General features: G+C 63.6%; 22 protein-coding genes and 1 tRNA gene. 10 read left to right on the top strand and 13 right to left on the bottom strand.

Annotation, left to right across the window (positions count from 1 at the left end):
- Together BM374_RS31185 and chpT are read right to left on the bottom strand one after the other, a co-directional pair.
- The coding region (locus BM374_RS31185) for an Hpt domain-containing protein (protein WP_177248131.1) at positions 1 to 562 on the bottom strand (562 nt) is incomplete at its 3' end.
- Between the two features lie 197 nt (positions 563 to 759).
- Positions 760 to 1,413, bottom strand: coding sequence for a histidine phosphotransferase ChpT (chpT, locus tag BM374_RS31190; protein ID WP_092301726.1), 654 nt, complete (start codon positions 1,411 to 1,413; stop codon positions 760 to 762).
- 188 nt (positions 1,414 to 1,601) lie between these two features.
- Here chpT and BM374_RS31195 point away from each other — a divergent pair, with 188 nt between their 5' ends.
- Entirely contained in the window at positions 1,602 to 2,429 is an 828-nt protein-coding gene (locus BM374_RS31195) for a 3'(2'),5'-bisphosphate nucleotidase CysQ family protein (RefSeq protein ID WP_092301729.1), read from the top strand.
- Here the strand turns inward: BM374_RS31195 and BM374_RS31200 are convergent.
- The gene (locus BM374_RS31200; RefSeq protein ID WP_092301732.1) at positions 2,423 to 2,908 is read right to left on the bottom strand and encodes a YHS domain-containing (seleno)protein; all 486 of its coding nucleotides are present in this window, start codon (positions 2,906 to 2,908) and stop codon (positions 2,423 to 2,425) included. The genes BM374_RS31195 and BM374_RS31200 overlap by 7 nt on opposite strands.
- A 140-nt stretch (positions 2,909 to 3,048) precedes the next feature.
- Here BM374_RS31200 and BM374_RS31205 point away from each other — a divergent pair, with 140 nt between their 5' ends.
- The 5 genes from BM374_RS31205 (at position 3,049) to BM374_RS38125 (ending at position 7,626) form a co-directional block, all read left to right on the top strand.
- Positions 3,049 to 3,657: a DUF1134 domain-containing protein gene (locus BM374_RS31205; RefSeq protein WP_092301735.1), complete on the top strand. Its 609-nt coding sequence runs from the start codon at positions 3,049 to 3,051 to the stop codon at positions 3,655 to 3,657.
- 117 nt (positions 3,658 to 3,774) lie between these two features.
- The gene (locus tag BM374_RS31210; RefSeq protein ID WP_092301738.1) at positions 3,775 to 5,073 is read left to right on the top strand and encodes a coiled-coil domain-containing protein; all 1,299 of its coding nucleotides are present in this window, start codon (positions 3,775 to 3,777) and stop codon (positions 5,071 to 5,073) included.
- Positions 5,074 to 5,233: 160 nt separating this feature from the next.
- Positions 5,234 to 5,308, top strand: a tRNA-Val gene (locus BM374_RS31215).
- A 394-nt stretch (positions 5,309 to 5,702) separates the two neighbouring features.
- The gene (locus tag BM374_RS31220; protein WP_092301741.1) at positions 5,703 to 6,407 is read left to right on the top strand and encodes a TetR/AcrR family transcriptional regulator; all 705 of its coding nucleotides are present in this window, start codon (positions 5,703 to 5,705) and stop codon (positions 6,405 to 6,407) included.
- A gap of 1,033 nt (positions 6,408 to 7,440) precedes the next feature.
- The gene (locus BM374_RS38125; RefSeq protein WP_143270288.1) at positions 7,441 to 7,626 is read left to right on the top strand and encodes a hypothetical protein; all 186 of its coding nucleotides are present in this window, start codon (positions 7,441 to 7,443) and stop codon (positions 7,624 to 7,626) included.
- A gap of 260 nt (positions 7,627 to 7,886) precedes the next feature.
- Here BM374_RS38125 and BM374_RS31235 read toward each other — a convergent pair whose 3' ends face one another.
- The 3 genes from BM374_RS31235 to BM374_RS31245 form a co-directional block, all read right to left on the bottom strand.
- Positions 7,887 to 8,099, bottom strand: coding sequence for a hypothetical protein (locus BM374_RS31235; RefSeq protein WP_502689473.1), 213 nt, complete (start codon positions 8,097 to 8,099; stop codon positions 7,887 to 7,889).
- A gap of 61 nt (positions 8,100 to 8,160) precedes the next feature.
- The gene (locus BM374_RS31240; RefSeq protein ID WP_092301753.1) at positions 8,161 to 8,415 is read right to left on the bottom strand and encodes a transcriptional regulator; all 255 of its coding nucleotides are present in this window, start codon (positions 8,413 to 8,415) and stop codon (positions 8,161 to 8,163) included.
- A 97-nt stretch (positions 8,416 to 8,512) separates the two neighbouring features.
- Positions 8,513 to 8,722, bottom strand: coding sequence for a cold-shock protein (locus BM374_RS31245; RefSeq protein WP_092302117.1), 210 nt, complete (start codon positions 8,720 to 8,722; stop codon positions 8,513 to 8,515).
- 419 nt (positions 8,723 to 9,141) lie between these two features.
- Here BM374_RS31245 and rpsU point away from each other — a divergent pair, with 419 nt between their 5' ends.
- Entirely contained in the window at positions 9,142 to 9,417 is a 276-nt protein-coding gene (gene rpsU, locus BM374_RS31250) for a 30S ribosomal protein S21 (protein WP_092301756.1), read from the top strand.
- Here rpsU and BM374_RS31255 read toward each other — a convergent pair.
- From BM374_RS31255 to BM374_RS31275, 5 genes are all read right to left on the bottom strand, one after another.
- Positions 9,407 to 9,685 (bottom strand): DUF1488 family protein, encoded by a 279-nt coding sequence (locus tag BM374_RS31255; protein WP_092301759.1) that lies wholly within the window; start codon positions 9,683 to 9,685, stop codon positions 9,407 to 9,409. The two genes, rpsU and BM374_RS31255, sit on opposite strands and share 11 nt — an antisense overlap.
- Before the next feature lie 105 nt (positions 9,686 to 9,790).
- Entirely contained in the window at positions 9,791 to 10,087 is a 297-nt protein-coding gene (locus BM374_RS31260) for a hypothetical protein (RefSeq protein WP_092301762.1), read from the bottom strand.
- A 912-nt stretch (positions 10,088 to 10,999) separates the two neighbouring features.
- Positions 11,000 to 11,482: a transcription elongation factor GreA gene (gene greA, locus BM374_RS31265; protein WP_092301764.1), complete on the bottom strand. Its 483-nt coding sequence runs from the start codon at positions 11,480 to 11,482 to the stop codon at positions 11,000 to 11,002.
- 163 nt (positions 11,483 to 11,645) lie between these two features.
- A complete protein-coding gene (locus tag BM374_RS31270) occupies positions 11,646 to 12,119 on the bottom strand; it encodes a hypothetical protein (protein ID WP_092302118.1) in 474 nt (157 codons plus the stop codon).
- Positions 12,120 to 12,271: 152 nt separating this feature from the next.
- Positions 12,272 to 12,604: a hypothetical protein gene (locus tag BM374_RS31275; RefSeq protein ID WP_092301767.1), complete on the bottom strand. Its 333-nt coding sequence runs from the start codon at positions 12,602 to 12,604 to the stop codon at positions 12,272 to 12,274.
- A gap of 516 nt (positions 12,605 to 13,120) precedes the next feature.
- On the opposite strand from BM374_RS31275, the gene BM374_RS31280 reads away from it, so the two are divergent.
- Together BM374_RS31280 and BM374_RS31285 are read left to right on the top strand one after the other, a co-directional pair.
- Positions 13,121 to 14,665: a peroxidase family protein gene (locus BM374_RS31280; RefSeq protein WP_092301770.1), complete on the top strand. Its 1,545-nt coding sequence runs from the start codon at positions 13,121 to 13,123 to the stop codon at positions 14,663 to 14,665.
- A gap of 197 nt (positions 14,666 to 14,862) precedes the next feature.
- Positions 14,863 to 15,090 (top strand): hypothetical protein, encoded by a 228-nt coding sequence (locus BM374_RS31285; RefSeq protein WP_092301773.1) that lies wholly within the window; start codon positions 14,863 to 14,865, stop codon positions 15,088 to 15,090.
- Positions 15,091 to 15,177: 87 nt separating this feature from the next.
- On the opposite strand, the gene BM374_RS31290 is transcribed toward BM374_RS31285, so the two are convergent.
- Entirely contained in the window at positions 15,178 to 15,696 is a 519-nt protein-coding gene (locus BM374_RS31290; RefSeq protein ID WP_092301776.1) for a hypothetical protein, read from the bottom strand.
- A 37-nt stretch (positions 15,697 to 15,733) separates the two neighbouring features.
- On the bottom strand, positions 15,734 to 17,281 hold the full coding sequence (locus BM374_RS31295; protein WP_092301779.1) for an acetolactate synthase large subunit: 1,548 nt from the start codon (positions 17,279 to 17,281) through the stop codon (positions 15,734 to 15,736).
- A gap of 279 nt (positions 17,282 to 17,560) precedes the next feature.
- Here BM374_RS31295 and BM374_RS31300 point away from each other — a divergent pair, with 279 nt between their 5' ends.
- Positions 17,561 to 18,136, top strand: a complete 576-nt coding sequence (locus BM374_RS31300) for a L,D-transpeptidase (RefSeq protein WP_092301782.1) — start codon at positions 17,561 to 17,563, stop codon at positions 18,134 to 18,136.
- Positions 18,137 to 18,140: the final 4 nt, after the last annotated feature.

Consider the following 18,140-nt stretch of genomic DNA (forward strand, 5'->3'; position numbering starts at 1 on the left):
CGTCGAGCGAGACTTCGCCCGGACGCAAGGGGCGCTCCAGCGTCTGCTCGATCAGCGTGCCCGTGGTCATCTCCTTGGCGGGCGCAGCGGCGACGGGTGCTTCCGGCACCAGCGGCGGGGCTTCGGCAATAGGAGCAGCAGCGCCGGCAGCCGGCATCGGCTGCGCCGAGCCTGACATTGCGGCCATGCCCTGCTCGACCATCGCCTCCAGCTTGTCGATGAGATCGCGGTCGTTACCCTCGGGCTCGGCTTCGGTCGCCTCGAGGCCGGCCAAAATCTCCTTGATGCGGTCGATCGAGGACAGGATCAGCGTCACCGCCGGTCCCGTCACCGGCATGCCGTCGCGGAATTTGCCCATCAAGGTCTCGCCGGCATGCGCCAGCGCTTCCAGTCGCGGCAACCCCAGGAAGCCGCACGTCCCCTTGATGGTGTGGACCAGGCGGAAGATGTTATCCAGGATCTTGGCGTTGTTCGGCTCCTGCTCGAACTTCACCAGCTGATTGTCCACGGTGTCCAGGCTCTCGCTGGTCTCCGTCAGAAACTCCCGCAACAGATCATCCATGAAAACAGGCCTTCATACAGGGAGGGGCACGCACGTGTTGTGATGCGCCACTTCAGAATGGGGCCAGCTTCACCGCAAAGCGTTTAATATTGGTTGAGTATGTGCAAAAGAACGGAACCAACAAAGAGATAAGGCGCTCCGGACAAACCGAAGCGCCTCGTAAAGATTGGATTAACCTCTGAGAGCGACGTACGCGTTTACGAAGCGGTAACGATGATTGCTTCGCCTTCGGGCTTGAGTGTCACGGTGAGACCGCAGGCCTGCGCCAACAGCCGCGTATAATAAGGCTGGATCGCGTGTGCATCCGCGGCCGGTCCGCGCGCGCCGCTCAGAAGCTCGGAGATGTTCTGCGGCAGGCGTGCGTTATGTCCGGTCGCGGTGATGCGGAAGCTCATCGACTCGCCCTCGCCGATCGGATCGACCGTCAGGGTGCCGCCGCGCGGGATCGTATGCTGGGAAACGACCAACATGTTGAGCAACAGCTTGACGCGATTCTTCGGCAGCAGCAGCCGCGGCAGGTTCCATGTGATCGAGCACTTGCCGTCCTCGATATGGCCGCGCGCCATGGTCTGGGCATCGCCGAGGTCGATCTGCGCGCCGGAGGAGCCGGCGGCGCCGAAGGCGAGGCGGCAGAACTGCAGGCGGGCGGAGGCCGTCTTCGCGCTCTTGCGAATCAGGTCGAGCGCGAATTCGCGGTCCTCGGGCTTGGGATCGTCGTCGAGCACTTCGAGCCCATTGACGATCGCGCCGACCGGGCTGATGAGATCATGACAGACCCGCGAGCACAGGAGCGCCGCGAGTTCGAGCATATCGGGAGCGGAAGCGGTACCGGAAGACGGAGCGTCGGACATAAAGGGTTCCTGGAATTGCACGGCGCGGACGCGGCGAATCACGCATGCTTGACGGATGCTGGGAGTTCTAACATTCGCCAGCCTGTGGCAGCTAGCTTGCGATAGGTACGAAGCGGCCATAAGGCGCCAGTCGAACCAATCGGGGCGAATCACGTGAAGAGAGGGCGAGACTTGCCGATCAATGAGGCATGCAGGTGAGGAACATCGACAGCGACGCCGCTGACCGGCTGATGGAGCCTCTGACTGCGCTGGTGGTGCAGGCCGGCGAGGCGATCATGCGCGTCAATCGCGCGGCGATGCGGGTCGACGGCAAGCAGGACGGCTCGCCGGTGACCGAGGCCGACCTCGCCGCCGACCAAATCATCGCGGATGGGCTGGCGAGGCTTGCCGGCGACGTGCCGACACTCTCGGAAGAGCGGACCCACCTCGCCTCACCCCCATTTCGCGGCAGCTTCTTCCTGATCGATCCGCTCGACGGCACCAAGGAGTTCGTCGCCGGCCGAGACGAGTTCACCGTCAACCTAGCCCTCGTGACGGAGGGCGTGCCGCTGCTCGGCATCGTGAGCGCACCCGCGCTCGGGCTGCTCTGGCGCGGTATCGTCGGCCGTGGCGCCGAGCGCGTGAGATTTGACGGCGCGACCATCGGCACTGCCGAGCCGATCCGGACGCGGAAACTGCCCGGGCCTGGTGAGCCCTGGGTCGCCGCGGTCAGCCGCTCGCATGGCGATGCCAAGAGCGAAGCGTTCATCGATGCCAGGCCCAACGCCGTCAGAAAGACCTGTGGCTCGGCCGTGAAGTTTGGCCGGATCGCGGAGGGCAGCGCCGATATCTATCCTCGCTTCGGGCCGACTTGCGAATGGGACGTTGGGGCGGGCTGCGCGGTGGTGACCGCCGCCGGCGGCAAGGTCACCGACGACAGGGGCGGCGAGCTTCGCTTCGGCGAGCGCGGAGACACCGGCTTCATCATCCCGGCGTTCATCGCCTGGGGCGACTCCGAAGCGGTAGCAAGCTACTGACTGAGCTTGTCCTGGAGGGCCGGCCAGCGCTTGCCGACCTCATACAGGAAGCGCCCCGGATTGGCGGCGAAGGCGTCGCGATTGTCTTCGCGGTTGAACAGATAGAGCCGCTGCGCCGAGATCACGAAGAAGCGCGGATTGCCGGCGGTGATCACGCCGCGTGCGATGTCGGCGGGGTCATAACCGCCGAACTGTGGCCCGTAGATTTCGGGATGGGCGAGGAATTCCGCCCGGTTGCCGTCGTTGCGGAAGCGCCAGACCGCGCCCCAGAGGTTGGCCTCGAAGTCCGCGGTCCCTTGCTCCGGGCCGCCATCGACGAAATAGGCCACGGGGTCGAAGCCCTCGATGGCAACGCCCGAGAAGCGGTTGACGACGATCCGTTCGGTGGTCGCGGCCTGCGCCGACAACGCCGAGCAGGCGAGCCAAATGCCCGCCAGCATGCAGGCCAGACGGCCGATCAAGGCAATTCCGGGGCGCAAAGGGCTATCTTCCTGCCGTTGTGCCGTCATAGTTGCTGCGGATAACATCCGAGTCGAGGGGACATCCGGCGCAACCTAGAGCCGTGCCTGTTGGCGTCAGGTTAAGGAAAGCGGACGGAATCGGTATCAGGGGTTCTTTTATGACTTTCGCATCACGCCTTGCCGCAGTGGCGCTCGTCGCGCTGGCCGGCTGGATCGTGCCGGCCTCGGCCCAGACGGCTGCGCCGCCGCCGGATCTGCCGCCGCCGCAACGGACCCCGTCGCCCAGCACCTATGGGCCGGACGAGCTTGTCACCGCCGGCCACCGCTTCTTCGGCAACGTCTCGCGCGGGCTCGCCTCGATCATCGAGAAGGCGGTCAGTCAATGGGGCCTGCCGAACGGCTACATCCTGGGCGAGGAAGGCTCGGGCGCCTTCGTTGCCGGCCTGCGCTATGGCGAAGGTACGCTCTACACCAAGAATGCCGGCGACCTGCGCGTCTACTGGCAGGGTCCCTCGCTCGGCTTCGACTGGGGCGGCGACGGCGCGCGCACCATGACGCTGGTCTATAACTTGCCCGCCACCAACGCGATCTACCAGCGCTTCGCCGGCATCGACGGCTCGGCCTATATCATCGGCGGCTTCGGCATGACGGCGCTCACCGCCAACAACATCGTGCTGGTACCGATCCGCTCCGGCCTGGGCTTACGCCTCGGCGCCAATATCGGCTATCTCAAATACACGCCGCGCGCGACCTGGAACCCGTTCTAGGCAAACGCCTCCGTATCCCTACGGATCAAGGTTAACGAGAGGCGGGGGCTGGCTTTTTGCCGGCCTCGCATGCATTGTCGTTGGTAAATTTTTCCTTAGCTCTCGGAGTTCTGGCCCATGGTCGAACCGATCATGTACCTGGCGATCGGTTTCCTGCTGTCGATGCTGTGCGGGCTTGCGATCGTGCCGCTGGTGCATAACCGCGCGGTCCGCCTGACCACGCGCCGGCTCGAGGCGGCCACGCCGCTGTCGATGGCGGAGATCCAGGCCGACAAGGACCAGCTCCGCGCCGAGTTCGCGATGTCGGCGCGGCGGCTGGAGATGAGCGTCGACCAGCTCAAGAACAAGACGACGAGCCAGCTCGCCGAGCTCGGCAAGAAGAGCGATGCCATCAACCGCATGAAGATCGAGCTCGGGGAGAAGAACGCCACGATCTTCGCGCTGGAGGCGCGCGAGAAGGCGGTAAAGGAGCAGCTCCGCGCCACCGAGGAGGAATTCAACGCCAAGACCGAAGCCTTGCGCGAGGCCGAGATTGCGCTCGCCGACAAGCAGGCCGAACTGACAAAGATCAATTCCGAGCTGTCCGACCGCTCGATGATGGCGGAGAGCCGCCAGGTCGAGCTGGTCGCGGTGCGCGCGCAGATCGAGGAATTGAAGAACCGCGTCGGCGACGCCGAGAAGGAGTTCGCGGCGACGCAGGCGCGCCTGGCGCAGGAGCGGACCGAATCCGAGACCGCCTCGCGGGAGCTTGCTGAGGCGCGCGGCCGCGTCGAGAATCTGAGCCAGCGCGTCACCGAGCTCGATCGCCAGCTGATCGTGCAGGTGAAGGAAGCCGAGATGCTCTCGGGCCGCGTCGCCGATCTCGAAGGGCGGCTCGCCACGCAAGGCAAGCTGCTCGCCGAGCGCGACTATGAGAACAACCAGCTCCGCCAGAGCAACGAGAACGCCGAGCGCACCATCAAGGAGCTGCGCGTCGAGATGGCCGCCCACAGCGGCGGCAAGTCGTCGGCCGCGATGGAGCAGCTCCGCGCCGAGAAAGCCGCGCTCGAAGAGCAGCTGCGTATCGCTCGCGACGAGCGCGCAAAACTCCAGCGCGACATCAATGCGATCCAGCAGCAGGCGGAAAGCTCCTGGGCGACCGAGCGGATGGAGAACGCGCTGTTGCGCGAGCGCATCAACGACATCGCCGCCGAGGTGGCAAAGCTCGCGATACAGCTCGAGGGCCCGAACTCGCCGATCGAGGCGCTGCTGGCGGCCGAGGCCGGCCAGCCCGCAAAGCCGGCGCCGCGCCCGGCCAATGGCGTCGCGACCAACGGCGCGGCAGCAAGCCCCCTGCCCGAGGGCGGCGGAACGCTGGCCGAGCGCATCCGCGCGCTCCAGGCCCACGCCTCCCGCGCCCGCCAGCAGGGCGCGTAAATCGTCCGAAACCCCGGCCTCGCCGCCGATTTGCTCCATCGGCGAAAGGTTTTCCGGCCTCAAGCCGCCTGAAAACTTGACACTTCTCACCCGCACTTCTAAATCGCGGGCTCCGATGCGCCGGCCGGCCGAAAGGTCCGGCCGTCTGCATGATGGTCCCGGGCGCATAGCTCAGCGGGAGAGCGTTCCCTTCACACGGGAGAGGTCCAAGGTTCGATCCCTTGTGCGCCCACCACGCTTCGCCTTCGCGTGGCGCAGCCACGCCCAATGATGGCGAAACGTATCCGGCATGGCTCGAAGAGCGTCAACGGAATCGGGGGTCTTGCTCCCGCCCGATCGAAAAGTCGAAAACAACCCCATGCACAGTAGCCGACCTCGGTCGGATCAAGGTGGTGCGGCTTTTCCGAAAACGGCTTGCTCCGTCGGGCAAAACAGGGGCATGATGGCAGCATCCCCGGCCGCGTGTCAGCGATCTCTCGGCCATCGCTGCAGGCCAAACATCATCCACGTCGAGAAAGTCTTTCGTCGGTATGACGACGGACCGCCAATTGCATGCTGGGGAGCCTTGATGTACCTGAACGGCACTGGGCCCAGTCTGCCGCTCGAGCGGCCATATTCGGGAAAATACCATGGCGGCGGACGCAACCACCAAATCGCACTTTCGCATCCGCCGCGGGCCGAAAGGTGGACGCAGGGCCACCGCGCCGGCCCCCGACATCGAGGAGAAGATTCTCGATGCCGCCGAGTTCGTGTTCGGACATTTCGGCTTCCGCGGAGCAACGACGGCCCTCATCGCCAAGAAGGCGTCCGTGGCGAAAGCTCATATCTACTACTACTTCGAGGACAAGGAGGATCTGTATCGCGCGATACTCGAACGCGCGATGAACAAATGGGCGCGAGACATGGAGTCTCTCGACGCCACAACCGATCTGGAAACCGTTCTCGTGCGCTACATCCACAGGAAGGTGGATTTCTCCCGCGATCACCCGCATCTCTCGCGGATTTATGCCAACGAGATCATCAGCGGAGCGCCATTCATCGGCAACTTCATCGAGAAGGTCTCGACACCGCTGCTGCACGAGAAGGTCAAGACCATCGACACATTGGCCGCGCGCGGCGCCGTCCGGCCGGTCAGCGCTGCCGATCTGTTCTTTTGTATTTGGGCCATGACCCAGGCTTACGCCGATTTTTCCAGCCAGATGGCCATCATGAAACGCAAGCGGCAGCTCGAAGAGGCCGACTACGAAGCAGCCAAGGCCACGATCGTCCAGCTCGTGCTCGGTGGGCTTGGTTTGTCCGGTGGCGCGGCCGCGCCGAGCAGGAAGGGCGACTGAGTGCCTCACGCTCAGCGGCACTTGTCCGCGTCCGAAAGCATCTGCTCCTGAGCCCGGTATCGCAGCACCTTGCGGGTCACCCTGCCTATTGACTGGGCAATCGTCAGCGCGCCTGCGCCGTCAAGCGTGTCCGCCTACGGCAATTTCCAGCTTTTCGCATTTTCACCCTCGCAGCGCGCTTTTCGCTTTTTGACCGATCGTTATATATTCTTGAACGATCGTTTTATACTGGAGTGGGATCCGAAGTGTTCCTGCTACCGGACCGGCCGGACGGGACATTGCCCCTGTCGAGGAGGACGTGAACGAATGAGGCGCCTGCTCCCCTATCTCGCCGCCCCGGCCATCCTCGGAGCTCTGGCTTTGGCCGCACATCTACTCTGGAGTAGCGACCATCGGCGCTCTGCCCTCGACGCCGATCTGTTCGGCTTCCGGCTCTTCGACACCGGGCAGCAATCGACGAACTTCCGGATGGTTTCCATGCCATTCGGTCCGCGCCGCTCTTCGCTCCCCTCCCCGGCTCTCACGGCCGTTATTTGAGGAACCCATCAGAAGATCGGCGGTTGACCTTGCGGCCGGTGCCAAGCCCCGGTCAGGCCATATTCTGCAACTGCTGGGTTCGATGAAAAAACCGAAAAACAGCGGTAATCCTGCTCACACTGTTTGCTTTCGTCCCTCGCAATCTCTGTCGAGAGCCATCACGGCGTGGATGGCTCGTCGGAACGACGTCTCGAGCCTGACCGAAGCGATAGGCCGCCTCGTGGAGCTGGGACTCGCATCGGACACCGACCACGATCGGCAGACACGACGCGCCAGGAAACTGGCTGGCGATACGATCGACCGGGTGGGCGACGCAACGACGACGGCAGATACTCGGGCGAGCCGAAAGCGCGATTTACTCGACGGCCCCGAAGAGTTCGGCCGTGTGCGAATTGATCGGCCCAAACGCAGCAGGTTGGTCAGGGACGGAGCTAACCAATCCGGAAGTTTCCAACACAGGAGGACTTCGAATCACGACTGATAGAAAGGACAAGCGATGAGACAGCAATTTCGATCGCCTGCCGCCAAGGCGGCGGACAATTATTTCAAGCAGGCCCCGCAAAAAGTCGCGACCGACTACGAGAAGGCACAACAGGCTTTCCACGCGAACAGGGAACGGCTGAAAGCCGAACGCCTGGCACGGGATGCCCGACAGAAAAGCCCACCCGACAGGACGCGGTAGTTGTCGCGATTCTACTTCGAGATACGCGACAGTGAGGCGCTCGTCTGGACGAAGAAGGTCTGGATTTGTCCAATCAAGGGCCGCGGAGATCGAAGCGGCGATCTCTCTTGCCGATATTGGCAGAGAGCTCCAACCGTTCGCCAGCAGCGAGGACTTGGCTATCGAAGTTCGGGATGGGTGGCCCCGTCCTGAAAGCGACGTTCGTTCGGTTAAGATGTCCGCCGATTCATTGACCTTCGCAGAATAGCTGATCGACCCGTTCAAAGCATCGAAAGCACGACGATGCCATCTTCGAGCTCCCCCGACGCAAGGCGCCTGCGCGCCATATGTTCGAACTCCGTTCGATGCTTCTGGAAATAGCTGAACGCCTGCTTCTGCGTGTCGAAGGTCGTCGCAAGTCGGCACATCTGCCTGCTAGCGCCGAACGCTACGAAGAAAGTGATGGTTCCGTGGTCCGATTTGACTCTGCGCACGAGCTGCACTCTCCGGAATGGGATCGGCACCTTCGAATTGCTGCGACGACGCTGAAGACGGCTATCGTGCGGTTTTCCTTGTACGCTTCTTGGCCGCAGGTACAGGCAGCGCGGCGTGGAGAGCTGCTTCAGCCGCCTCCTTCTCGCGTTCCCTGGCCTCGCGGATCGCTCGAAGCCGCGCCATGTTCTTGCGCACTTCGATGGCCTGCTTTTCGACATCTGCCAGTGCGCGCACGCCCTCTTCTGCGGCGAGGCGCTTACGATCGGAACGCGCGATGCCCTCGGGTGACAGCTCGGCCGTTTTCCTGGCACTCATGCTTCACTCCGTTTTGCACGCGACGAAACCCGCTCAATCCAGGGATCGAGCGGGCCAAGTGGCCGTTTCAGTACATCCGTGAAACGGCGCCACGATATCAAGCCAGCGAGAGATTCTCGGCGCTGACCTTGCCTCGCATCTTGTCGGTCTTGGTCTCGAAATTGACCTGCTGGCCTTCTGCAAGACCCGAAAGGCCGACGCGTTCGACGGCGCTGATGTGAACGAACACATCATTGCTGCCGTCGTTCGGCTGAATGAATCCAAAGCCCTTTTGGCCGTTGAACCACTTCACGGTACCTGTCGTCATTATCTTCTCCAAAGCGCACGAGCGCATCTACGCCGCGCGACAATCACGCGGACATTTTCAACTTCGTCGATGTCTTTGGAAAAGGAGCCCGCGGGCGCATTCAACAAGGCACAGCGGCTGATCGAACAAACACAATATACACCGCGCCCGTTCTTTTACAAGGGCGGAAGCCGATTTGTTTTCGGCTGGTCGTTGCCATCGGATCTGCCGAAATGGTCGCAGGCGTTGTCGATTGACTTGTCCGTGCGAGAGTGTTCACGTGAGCGCACCAGACTGCGTCGCCGGTGAAAGCACTTCGGCCGGCCCGGAGCTGTCGACTGAAGTCGCGGCCGCTATCCTGAAAAATTCGCAATGAAGCTCCTGCGCAATCGGCTGCTTGCAGGACCTGTTGCATCTGCAGCCTCAAGCGAGAAACATCAATGCAGGTCGTCGTCAGAGACAACAACGTTGAGCAGGCTCTTCGTGTTCTCAAGAAGAAGATGCAGCGCGAAGGCGTCTTCCGGGAGATGAAGCAGCGGCGCTCCTACGAGAAGCCGTCGGAGAGAAAGGCGCGCGAAAAATCCGAAGCCATTCGCCGCGCGCGCAAGCTCGCTCGCAAGCAGGCGATCCGGGAGGGATTGTTGCCGGCGCCACCGAAAAAGAAACCCTTCGAGCGCAAACCGCCTTTGCCGGAGATCAAAGCTCCTACGGCCTGAAATCGATCCCGCGCAGCACGATCCCGGGCGGAATGCCCTCGAACTCCGTCGCGCTGTATTTGCTCGCCGCCCGTGCTTCGATGCGGTCCCGCAGGCGGGTGAACTGTGCTTCCCGCTGCTCGGGCCTGACTTGCGGGCCAGGCTCGAGATAATCCATCGCGGAGGTCGAGATCGCGCAAGGAATCTCTCGGGTGCCGTCCTGCATCGAGAAGCGGACGATCATCCGCTCGTATTCGTGGCTGATAAAGCGGCCGCGGGTCAACGTCATGGCTTACTCCCTTACGTGATCCCTTCTTCACACCTGCAGCAGCAATGCCCGCCTTCGCGGTCGTTGCGGGGCACATGTCGAGAACGCAGGTGCCCGGCGTCCGCCTCAGCCTTCCTCCGACAGCCGGGCGAAATCGTCGAACAGGGCAGCCACCAGTGCGCGATGGCGGGTGTCCTCGACGGGTAGGCTCGCAGCATAGAGGTTGAGCAGATAGCGGGCCTTGGTCGCGGCCTCGGCCCAGGACCCGGCCGGCACCGTCATCATGCGGTTCTCGAGGTCGGCCTCGCGCTCGCGCAGCTCCCTGACATTGGCTTCGACCTCGGCCAGCGCGCGGCGCAGCTCGGTCGCCTTCTGCGCTGCCATGCCGCGGTGCTTATCGAGATCGACGGTGTGGTCAGTCATTGGCGATGCCCGCGCCTGCGGCTTGCGCGTTCGCAGGATCGACTGAGCCTATCGACCGGCCCAGTGGGCTCGATGCCGCGGATGCGGAATGGACGCCTGAACGTGACGGCTTCTCGCCGCGAGCGGGTGGCCATGCACGCCTGCCTTTCGCAAGTGAAGCCCGACCGGTGCCGCGGCTGGCATGACCATGCGCCCTTGCCGCAGCGATAGCCAGCACTATCACGGCCGTATTGACGAACGACCATGGATCTGCGCCCGGTTGAAGAACGTGCTGTCCTAGTTCGACTATCAAGCGTATTGTTTCTACATCATCGGCAACGGCTCTGATCCGTGGGCGCCGGTGGCAGAGAGACCAAGCGCGCTCCCGCCTGCACAGGACGAGGAACGCAGCAATGGTATTGCGGCGCGGAATTTGCCGTCCGTCCCAACAGGACGCCCAGAACCTGGAGCTTTTACGTGAGTTCGCCAGGAAAGCGGCGGACGTTCTGAGACGCTGCCCCGCGCCTGACACATTCCTGGGCCGGAAGACGCAAGAACCGTTCCCTCGGGAGATCGAGGAGGCAAGACCAAACTGGCAGCGACTAACCTAGTTAAGTTCGCGATCGAGGAATATCGAGTAAGCGGGGGGCTTCCGTTTGTGACAAGGGAGTCACAATGCCACATCGCAAGTACCGTGCTCTGGAGCGCGACTGCCGTTTCCAAGCCGCCATCACGGGGCATAAGGAGACCAGAGCAGAACTCAAGAAGATGGAGCGGGAATACAAGACCCTCGCTGATTGGCTGGAAGAGCGTCAGCGGGACGACGAGCGAGCCCCTCCGCAGAGGGAGTGAGCCTGCTCACAAGCGCGATAGATTGGGAGGAATCGTCACCGCGCGTTGGGTTGTCGTTCCAGCACACTCTACTCCGTGCCTCTACGCGATCGCCAAGATCTCGATCTCCTGCGCGCCAGCTCCCACGACATCCCCCACCGTCTTCCCCATCAACGACCTCGCGACCGGCGACACGAACGAGATCGAGCCGGCCTTCGGATCGGCTTCGTCCTCACCGACGATGCGATAGGTCTGCACGCGGCCATCCGTGCGGCTGAAGGTCACCGTGCTGCCGAAGGCGACCGTCTCGTTCGACGTTGGACTAGCCACGAGCTGCGCGGTGCGCAGCCGTTCGGCGAAGTATCTGATATCGCGCAAGGGCACCGCCGACTGCCGGCGCTTTTCGTTGACGTCGTCGATCGCTTGCGCGGCCTCATAGGCTTCGCGCGCAGCCTGGAGCTGGGCCTGCAAGGCCTGCAGGCCCGTTTCCGTCACGAGGTTCGGATGCGGCGAGATCGGGCGATCCGGCAGCAACGTTTCGGAGGCGGTCTCGGCGCTCTCTTCTTTGGTAAAGGCGACGCTCAATTCGAAAATCCTGTCGAACAGTCTTACGCGACTGTATCAGAGTTGGAGCATGAGGCCGAAACCCCTCACCCGGGCCGCATCTTGCGATGCGACGTAGCCGAAGCTTCGTCGGCGTTCTTACGAGTTCTCGGCCCGGATCGATTAAACCAAATCGCTCGATCCCTTATATCTCAAGTTCGACGAAACGGCGCAGTTTGAAGACGAGGTCGGGCAAGGCCTGGCGGAACCGGGTCGCGTTCTGGAAACTGGTCGAGAACGGCGCGAAGGTCAGCATCGCGTTCCAGTTCCGATAGCCATAGACCGTTACGGAGACGCCCGACGCCGGAAAATCGTCGAGCTTGCGCAGTTCGCCGAGCACGAGCTCGGCAATCGCCTCCGCCGGCAGCAGCCGCTTGCCGTCCGGCGTCAGGGATGGAGCGGCAGGCGCGACCAGCGCCGGAGCCGGCACGGCTTCATCGGATGGCTCCTGCAGCTTCGGAGAGTCCGCCTCCGGGATTTGCGCCACGTCCGGGACCGGTGGCGCCGACGGCGCGACGTCGGCAAGCGGCGGCGGGCTGGCGGCCTCTGCGCGCTTGTTGCCTCCCAGGATGCTGCTGATCATGGCCACCAGGCCAGCATCCTTTGCATCGTCACTCATCACGGCTTCCCCCCGGCTGGCGCCAGTCTAGCACCGGCATCGTGGACTGCCACAGGGTCAGCCGATCAGATCGAGCCCTCGCTGCTGCATGGCTCCCGATCAGTTTCACCGTGGCGCAAGGCGGGGAGCACCTCGCGCCGCGGTGCGACCGGTCACTGCTTCTCGAACGGAATATATTGCTGATACTGCTTCGGCACGGAGCTGCGATAGCGCGCAGGGACGGTACCGGTGTCGATCGAATGATCGATCTCCTGCCGGCGCGTCATCTTCTTCTTCGGCTTCTTCTCGGCGCTCTTCTTCGGGCCGGCCGGCGGGGTCGATGTGTCTGTGGTCGCGGCCGGCGCAGTGGTCGCAGCAGGGGCCGCGGTGGTCTCGGGGGTCGCCGGCGTGCCCGCTGCAGCCGGGGCGGTCTGCGCCAGCGCGAGCGGCGTTTGCATGATGAGCGCCAGTGCCGCGGTCGCAACCAGCAAATATGACTTTTGCATCAGAACCTCCAAAATGCCTGATCCCCAATGACGGAATCGTCCCGCGGGATCGACGCATGCAAGTCCGCCGAGGATAGGCGAGACCAGGGCTGCAAACTGCGGCCGGGATCACGTTGCCACGACGGCTTGCGCCATCATAGGCGCACGCCGAACGCAGCGCACGCTCCGAGACCAGGACGCGCACGACAACGTGTCGGGTGAGTCCGCAACGCGCGAGGCAACCCGCGCGGCTCGCCACGATCTCGGCGTCGCCTGATAGGTCGGCCAGGCTGACATTGCTTCGCGTCGAATATATCGATGACGAGAATGTTATTCGGCGTGGAGGCGAGAAAAATTTGCAAAGCGCATCCGCAGCTTGATCGCAACGCTCGCTCATGGAGCCGGATCGACATCGCGCAATGTGTGAAGCAGCGCACAGCAACGCCGAATTTCGCGATCTACCCTCACATGCATATCTTATGACGAACACCTCTCGATTTAGTTGCCAGCCGTCGTCAGTTTTCATGGAGGTCATTTATGAGCAGTCGTCACGCCACTACGCCGCGCGGTCTCAACGCCACCCGTTCGCCGCTGTCACAAGGCCGCTTCGGCCGCATGTTTCGCACGCTGACGCCGGCGACATTCGGGCCGAACGAGGCCGACAACATCGCAAATCTCGCCGCGCTCGCCGACGACATGGTCGGCGATTTCGATCCGCCCAAGGACGGCCCCGATGCCGAGGAGAGCGGAATTCCCGCGCTCTACACTTATTTCGGCCAGTTCGTCGATCACGACATCACTTTCGATCCGGTGAGCTCGCTGGCCAAGCAGCAGGACCCGGACGGCCTCGTCGATTTCCGCACGCCGTCGTTCGACCTGGACAATCTCTATGGACGCGGACCAAACGACCAACCCTATATGTACGACAACAACGGCAAGTTCCTGCTCGGCGAGACCTTGACCGGCACCGGCGTATCCAATGCCTTCGACCTGCCGCGATTCAAGGGCCGCGCGCTGATCGGCGATCCCCGCAACGACGAGAACAGCATCGTCTCGCAGCTGCAGGGGCTGATGCTGCGCTTCCACAACCGCATGGTCGACGACAATGACACGCTCTCCTTCCAGGACGTGCAGCAGCGTGTGCGCTTCCACTATCAATACGTCGTGCTGAACGACTTCCTGCCGCGCATCGTCAATGCCGCCGTGCTGAACGATCTCAAGACCGGCGGGCGCTACGATCGCAGCAAGCTCGCCTACTATCACTGGAAGAGCTTTCCATACATGCCTGTCGAGTTTTCGGTCGCGGCCTACCGGCTCGGACACTCCATGATCCGGCCCGGCTATCGGCTGAACGACGCCGACAACATGCTGCTGCAGATATTCCCCGACCCCAACAACCCCGACAACAACGCGCTGACGGGCTTCCGCGCCATGGGGCCGGGACGCGCCATCGACTGGGGACGTTTCATCGATATCGACACGCGCGCCTATGGCGTCGAGGGCGACAGCACCAACCCCGACAACAGGAGGCGGCTCCAGCTCGCCTATCGAATCGATACATCGCTGGTCGATCCCTTGCGCAAGCTGCCGCCGGAGGTCGCCTCCAATCCGTCGTCACTGGCGCTTCGCAATCTCGAACGCGGCTGGCGGCTTGGCCTGCCGTCGGGCCAGGCGGTCGCCAGGGCGATGCAGGTGACGCCGCTGACCGACGAGCAGATCATCATCGGCCGTGCCGTCAACAATCCCGATCCGGTCGGCGACCCCCAAGTTCCGATCGCATCGATTGCCAACGGCGTGTTCAGGGGCAATTGCCCGCTCTGGACCTACATCCTCGCGGAAGCGCGCCAGTTCAAGACCGCCGTCGCGGTCCCGGCCACGGGTGCGCCAGGGGGCGGCGTCAACACGCCGCAACTCGGCCCGGTCGGCGGACGCATCGTCGCCGAAGTCTTCCTCGGCATGATGTTCGGGGACGCCTCCTCCGTGCTGTCGCTCGATCCGAACTGGACGCCGGTGACCGGCCCCGAATTCAAGTTGAAGGATCTGGTGACCTACGCGCTGGGCGGGGGGGCTGCGCTGCATTGAGGTCGCCACGGTAGAGAATGCAGGGGCCGCTCGTGTGATGCGAGCGGCCTCGTGATTCACGTCTTCCCGACGGTATGGGATGAACAGCGTCCCGAGCGCAGACCGAACGTGCCCGAAGTCACAGTCGGGCGTCGTCGCATGGTCCATGCTGCGACGGTCGATAATGACATCGACTAACCATCAGAGAGGAACGATCCATGTTGCGCAAATTCTCACTTCTTGCAGTCGCCGCGGCCTTATTGGGCACGGCCGCTTTGGCCCCAACCTCCGCCTCCGCATTTGAGTTCGGCGGCTCGCGTCATGGGGGTGGTGTAACCATCGTGCTCGGCTCTCCCGGCTACTATGGTCATGGTTACGGTTACGACGACTGCGATCACGACTACGATTACTACCGGCACCATCCGCGTCGCTGGCGGCCGCTCTGAACGGTTGTTCAGCCGAAGCCCGTGATGTGCCCTCGAGGCGCGCGAGTTGTGCAAATCCGCGCGCCTCTGACGCGGTCAGTGGACGCCCTATTTCATCGCCCCACGACCGCTCTCCTCGAGCCTGGCCGCGAACCATCGCGACTGCTGCTCATCGGAGACGCCGCTGACATAGACTTCCGAGGACGTCACGCCGTGCTTGTCCAGCACGAGCAGCACGCCGATCCAATAGGCGAACCAGACATGCGGATCGGTCATCGCCTTCAGCTTGTGCTGATCGTGCTCGAGCGGGGTGTGATTGCTGGCCTTGCGGACCTCGACGGCGAGCAGATTGTTCGGGATCTCGCGCTGATGTACGACGACGTCGGGGTAGATCGACTTGCCCAGATGATCGTCGGTCGAGATGATCGTGCCGTGCGGCAGATGCAGCGTGCGCTCGCCAAGCCGGTCGTAGTTGCAATCGACCGCCCAGCCTGAAAACTGCCGCTCGAGATGGACGGCGAAGCGATGCGTGATCGCGCGCTCGCCGATGTCCTTCTCGAACAGGAATCCCTCGTGGGCGTAGAAGTCCCTGAGCGCCGCGATCACCTTGTTCAGCTCGGTCTGCATCTTGCCTCCGGGCCCTCGGCGCTCCCTGTCTGCGCGCCTACATCTGGACTTCGATCAGCCGCGGCCCCGGCTCGGCGACGGCTTCCGCCAGCGCCTTGTTGAACTCGTCGGCATTGGTGACGGCGCGGCCGGGCACGCCCATGCCCTTGGCCAGCGCGACGAAATCGAGCGTCGGACGGTCGAGCCGGAGCATGTCGTTGGCGCGCTGGCCGGGCTCGCCGGCACCGACATTGTCGAACTCGCCGCGCAGGATCTGGTAGATGCGGTTGGCGAACACGATGGTGACGATGTTGAGATTCTCGCGGGCCTGGGTCCACAGCGACTGGATCGTGTACATCGCACTGCCGTCACCGACCATGGTGATGACCTTGCGCTCCGGGCAGGCGATCGCGGCGCCGATCGACAGCGGCGTCGAGAAGCCGATCGAGCCGCCCATGTTCTGCAGCCAGTCGTGCGGCGCGGCGGCCGCCGTCGGCGGGAAGAAGCCGCGGCCGGTGGTCAAGGACTCGTCGACCATGATCGCGTTCTCGGGGATCGCGCATGCGATCGCCTGCGCGATCGAGGCGAAGGTGAGCGCGCCGGTCGGCTTGGCCAGCTCAGCCAAGGTCTGCGGCTTGACGTCCTTGGCGCTGGCCTTGACGGCGCCGGCGAGCGCTTCCAGCGCGGCGACCGAATTCTCGCCCCAGGAAGTCATGCGATGCACCTCGCAGCCCTCGGGCTTGAGCATGCTCGGCTTGTTCGGATAGGCGAAGAACGCGACGGGATCGTCGGCCTCGACCAGCACGATGTGACGGAACTTGGCCAGCATCGGCAGCGCGTGCTCGATGACGTAATGGATACGGTCGATCGAGAAGCGGCCGCGGCCGCGCGCCATCTTCGGACGGAAGGTCGGGCCCATCACGGTGCAGCCGGTCTTGCCCGCGATGCGCTCGGCCAGGGCCAGGCCCTGCTCGCTGAGCGCGCTGCCGGTCATCAGCAGCAGCGTGCCCTCGCCGTGGCCGTGCAGGATTTTTGCGGCCTGCTCGACCGCCTGCGGCGAATAGCTGGCGCGCTGCTGCTCGGCCGGGACCTCGGCGACGCCGTCGGCCTCGTTCCAGGCGGTGTCGGCGGGCAGGATCAGGGTCGCGATCTGCGGCGGGGCGCTTCTGGCGGCGGCGATCGCGGCGGCGCCGTCGGCGGCGACCGATTTGGAGTTCGGGGAGGTGCGGACCCAGGACGACATCGGCCGGGCAAGGCCCTCGATGTCGGAAGTCAGCGGCGCGTTGTAGTCGATGTGGTAGACGGCATGCTGGCCGACGATGTTGACGATGCCGGAATTGGCCTTCTTGGCGTTGTGCAGATTGGCAAGTCCGTTGGCGAGGCCGGGACCGAGATGCAGCAGGGTCGAGGCCGGCGTGCCCTTCATGCGGAAATAGCCGTCGGCGGCACCCGTCACCACGCCTTCGAACAGGCCGAGCACGCACCGCATGCCCGGCACGCGGTCGAGCGCTGCGACAAAATGCATCTCGGAGGTGCCGGGGTTGGTGAAGCAGACATCCACCCCGCCCTTGACCATCGTCCGCACCAGGCTTTCCGCACCGTTCATCCCAAGACTCCCGCAGGCAATTTCCAACGTTCCATCCGATCAATCATTGTTCGCTCGGCCCGTCAAAGCAATAGCCGGCATAGCGGCCCTGCCCGGCAGGGCGATGCGCCCGCTTGGCTAACGCTTTCCGACAAATTGGTGCTGTTGCCGATTTGGTAACGCCATCCGTTAACGATGCCCCGTCTGTTAAGAAGGTTTGCCTCACGGGGCCGTGGCTTGCGGAATGCCCGCAAATATGGCCTGTGGTTTCCGTTGAATCGATTTTTGTTGGGGGAAACAATGATCCGGTTTTTTGCCGCACCGATCACCGCAATCGCGCTCTTGCTGGCTGGCGCCGCCGACGCGTCTGCAGCGGGGATGATCGACTTCACGGGCACCAGCTCCACCGGCTTTCTCGGCGGCGGAGCGAGCCCGATCCCCCGCACCACCGTCATGTACAACGGCAATTATGCCCCCGGCACGATCGTGGTGAACACCGCCGAGCGCCGGCTCTATCTCGTGCTGCAGAACGGCCAGGCGCTGCGCTACGGCATCGGCGTCGGCCGTGACGGCTTCCGCTGGGGCGGGGTGCACAAGATCACCGCCAAGAAGGAATGGCCGGAATGGACGCCGCCGTCGCAGATGATCGCCCGCCGGCCCGACCTGCCGCGCCACATGAAGGGCGGCATCGAGAACCCGCTCGGCGCCCGCGCGATGTATCTGGGCTCGACGCTCTACCGCATCCACGGCTCCAACGAGCCGGAGACGATCGGCCAGGCAGTGTCCTCGGGCTGCTTCCGCATGACCAACGACGACGTCACCGACCTCTACGGCCGCGTCTCGGTCGGCACCACCGTGGTGGTGCTGAACAACTAGAGCG

Source organism: Bradyrhizobium sp. Ghvi (assembly GCF_900115265.1).
In the GTDB taxonomy this organism is placed as follows: Bacteria; Pseudomonadota; Alphaproteobacteria; order Rhizobiales; family Xanthobacteraceae; genus Bradyrhizobium.

Coding starts and splice junctions, on each gene's coding strand:
- BM374_RS31295 (WP_092301779.1), bottom strand. CDS start 17,281: ATGAACGGTGCGGAAAGCCTGGTGCGGACGATGGTCAAGGGCGGGGTG.
- BM374_RS31240 (WP_092301753.1), bottom strand. CDS start 8,415: ATGAGTGCCAGGAAAACGGCCGAGCTGTCACCCGAGGGCATCGCGCGT.
- BM374_RS31245 (WP_092302117.1), bottom strand. CDS start 8,722: ATGACGACAGGTACCGTGAAGTGGTTCAACGGCCAAAAGGGCTTTGGA.
- BM374_RS31220 (WP_092301741.1), top strand. CDS start 5,703: ATGGCGGCGGACGCAACCACCAAATCGCACTTTCGCATCCGCCGCGGG.
- BM374_RS31275 (WP_092301767.1), bottom strand. CDS start 12,604: ATGCAAAAGTCATATTTGCTGGTTGCGACCGCGGCACTGGCGCTCATC.
- BM374_RS31280 (WP_092301770.1), top strand. CDS start 13,121: ATGAGCAGTCGTCACGCCACTACGCCGCGCGGTCTCAACGCCACCCGT.
- BM374_RS31300 (WP_092301782.1), top strand. CDS start 17,561: ATGATCCGGTTTTTTGCCGCACCGATCACCGCAATCGCGCTCTTGCTG.
- BM374_RS31210 (WP_092301738.1), top strand. CDS start 3,775: ATGGTCGAACCGATCATGTACCTGGCGATCGGTTTCCTGCTGTCGATG.
- BM374_RS31260 (WP_092301762.1), bottom strand. CDS start 10,087: ATGACTGACCACACCGTCGATCTCGATAAGCACCGCGGCATGGCAGCG.
- BM374_RS31205 (WP_092301735.1), top strand. CDS start 3,049: ATGACTTTCGCATCACGCCTTGCCGCAGTGGCGCTCGTCGCGCTGGCC.
- BM374_RS38125 (WP_143270288.1), top strand. CDS start 7,441: ATGAGACAGCAATTTCGATCGCCTGCCGCCAAGGCGGCGGACAATTAT.
- BM374_RS31195 (WP_092301729.1), top strand. CDS start 1,602: ATGCAGGTGAGGAACATCGACAGCGACGCCGCTGACCGGCTGATGGAG.
- chpT (WP_092301726.1), bottom strand. CDS start 1,413: ATGTCCGACGCTCCGTCTTCCGGTACCGCTTCCGCTCCCGATATGCTC.
- rpsU (WP_092301756.1), top strand. CDS start 9,142: ATGCAGGTCGTCGTCAGAGACAACAACGTTGAGCAGGCTCTTCGTGTT.
- BM374_RS31285 (WP_092301773.1), top strand. CDS start 14,863: ATGTTGCGCAAATTCTCACTTCTTGCAGTCGCCGCGGCCTTATTGGGC.
- BM374_RS31270 (WP_092302118.1), bottom strand. CDS start 12,119: ATGAGTGACGATGCAAAGGATGCTGGCCTGGTGGCCATGATCAGCAGC.
- BM374_RS31290 (WP_092301776.1), bottom strand. CDS start 15,696: ATGCAGACCGAGCTGAACAAGGTGATCGCGGCGCTCAGGGACTTCTAC.
- BM374_RS31255 (WP_092301759.1), bottom strand. CDS start 9,685: ATGACGTTGACCCGCGGCCGCTTTATCAGCCACGAATACGAGCGGATG.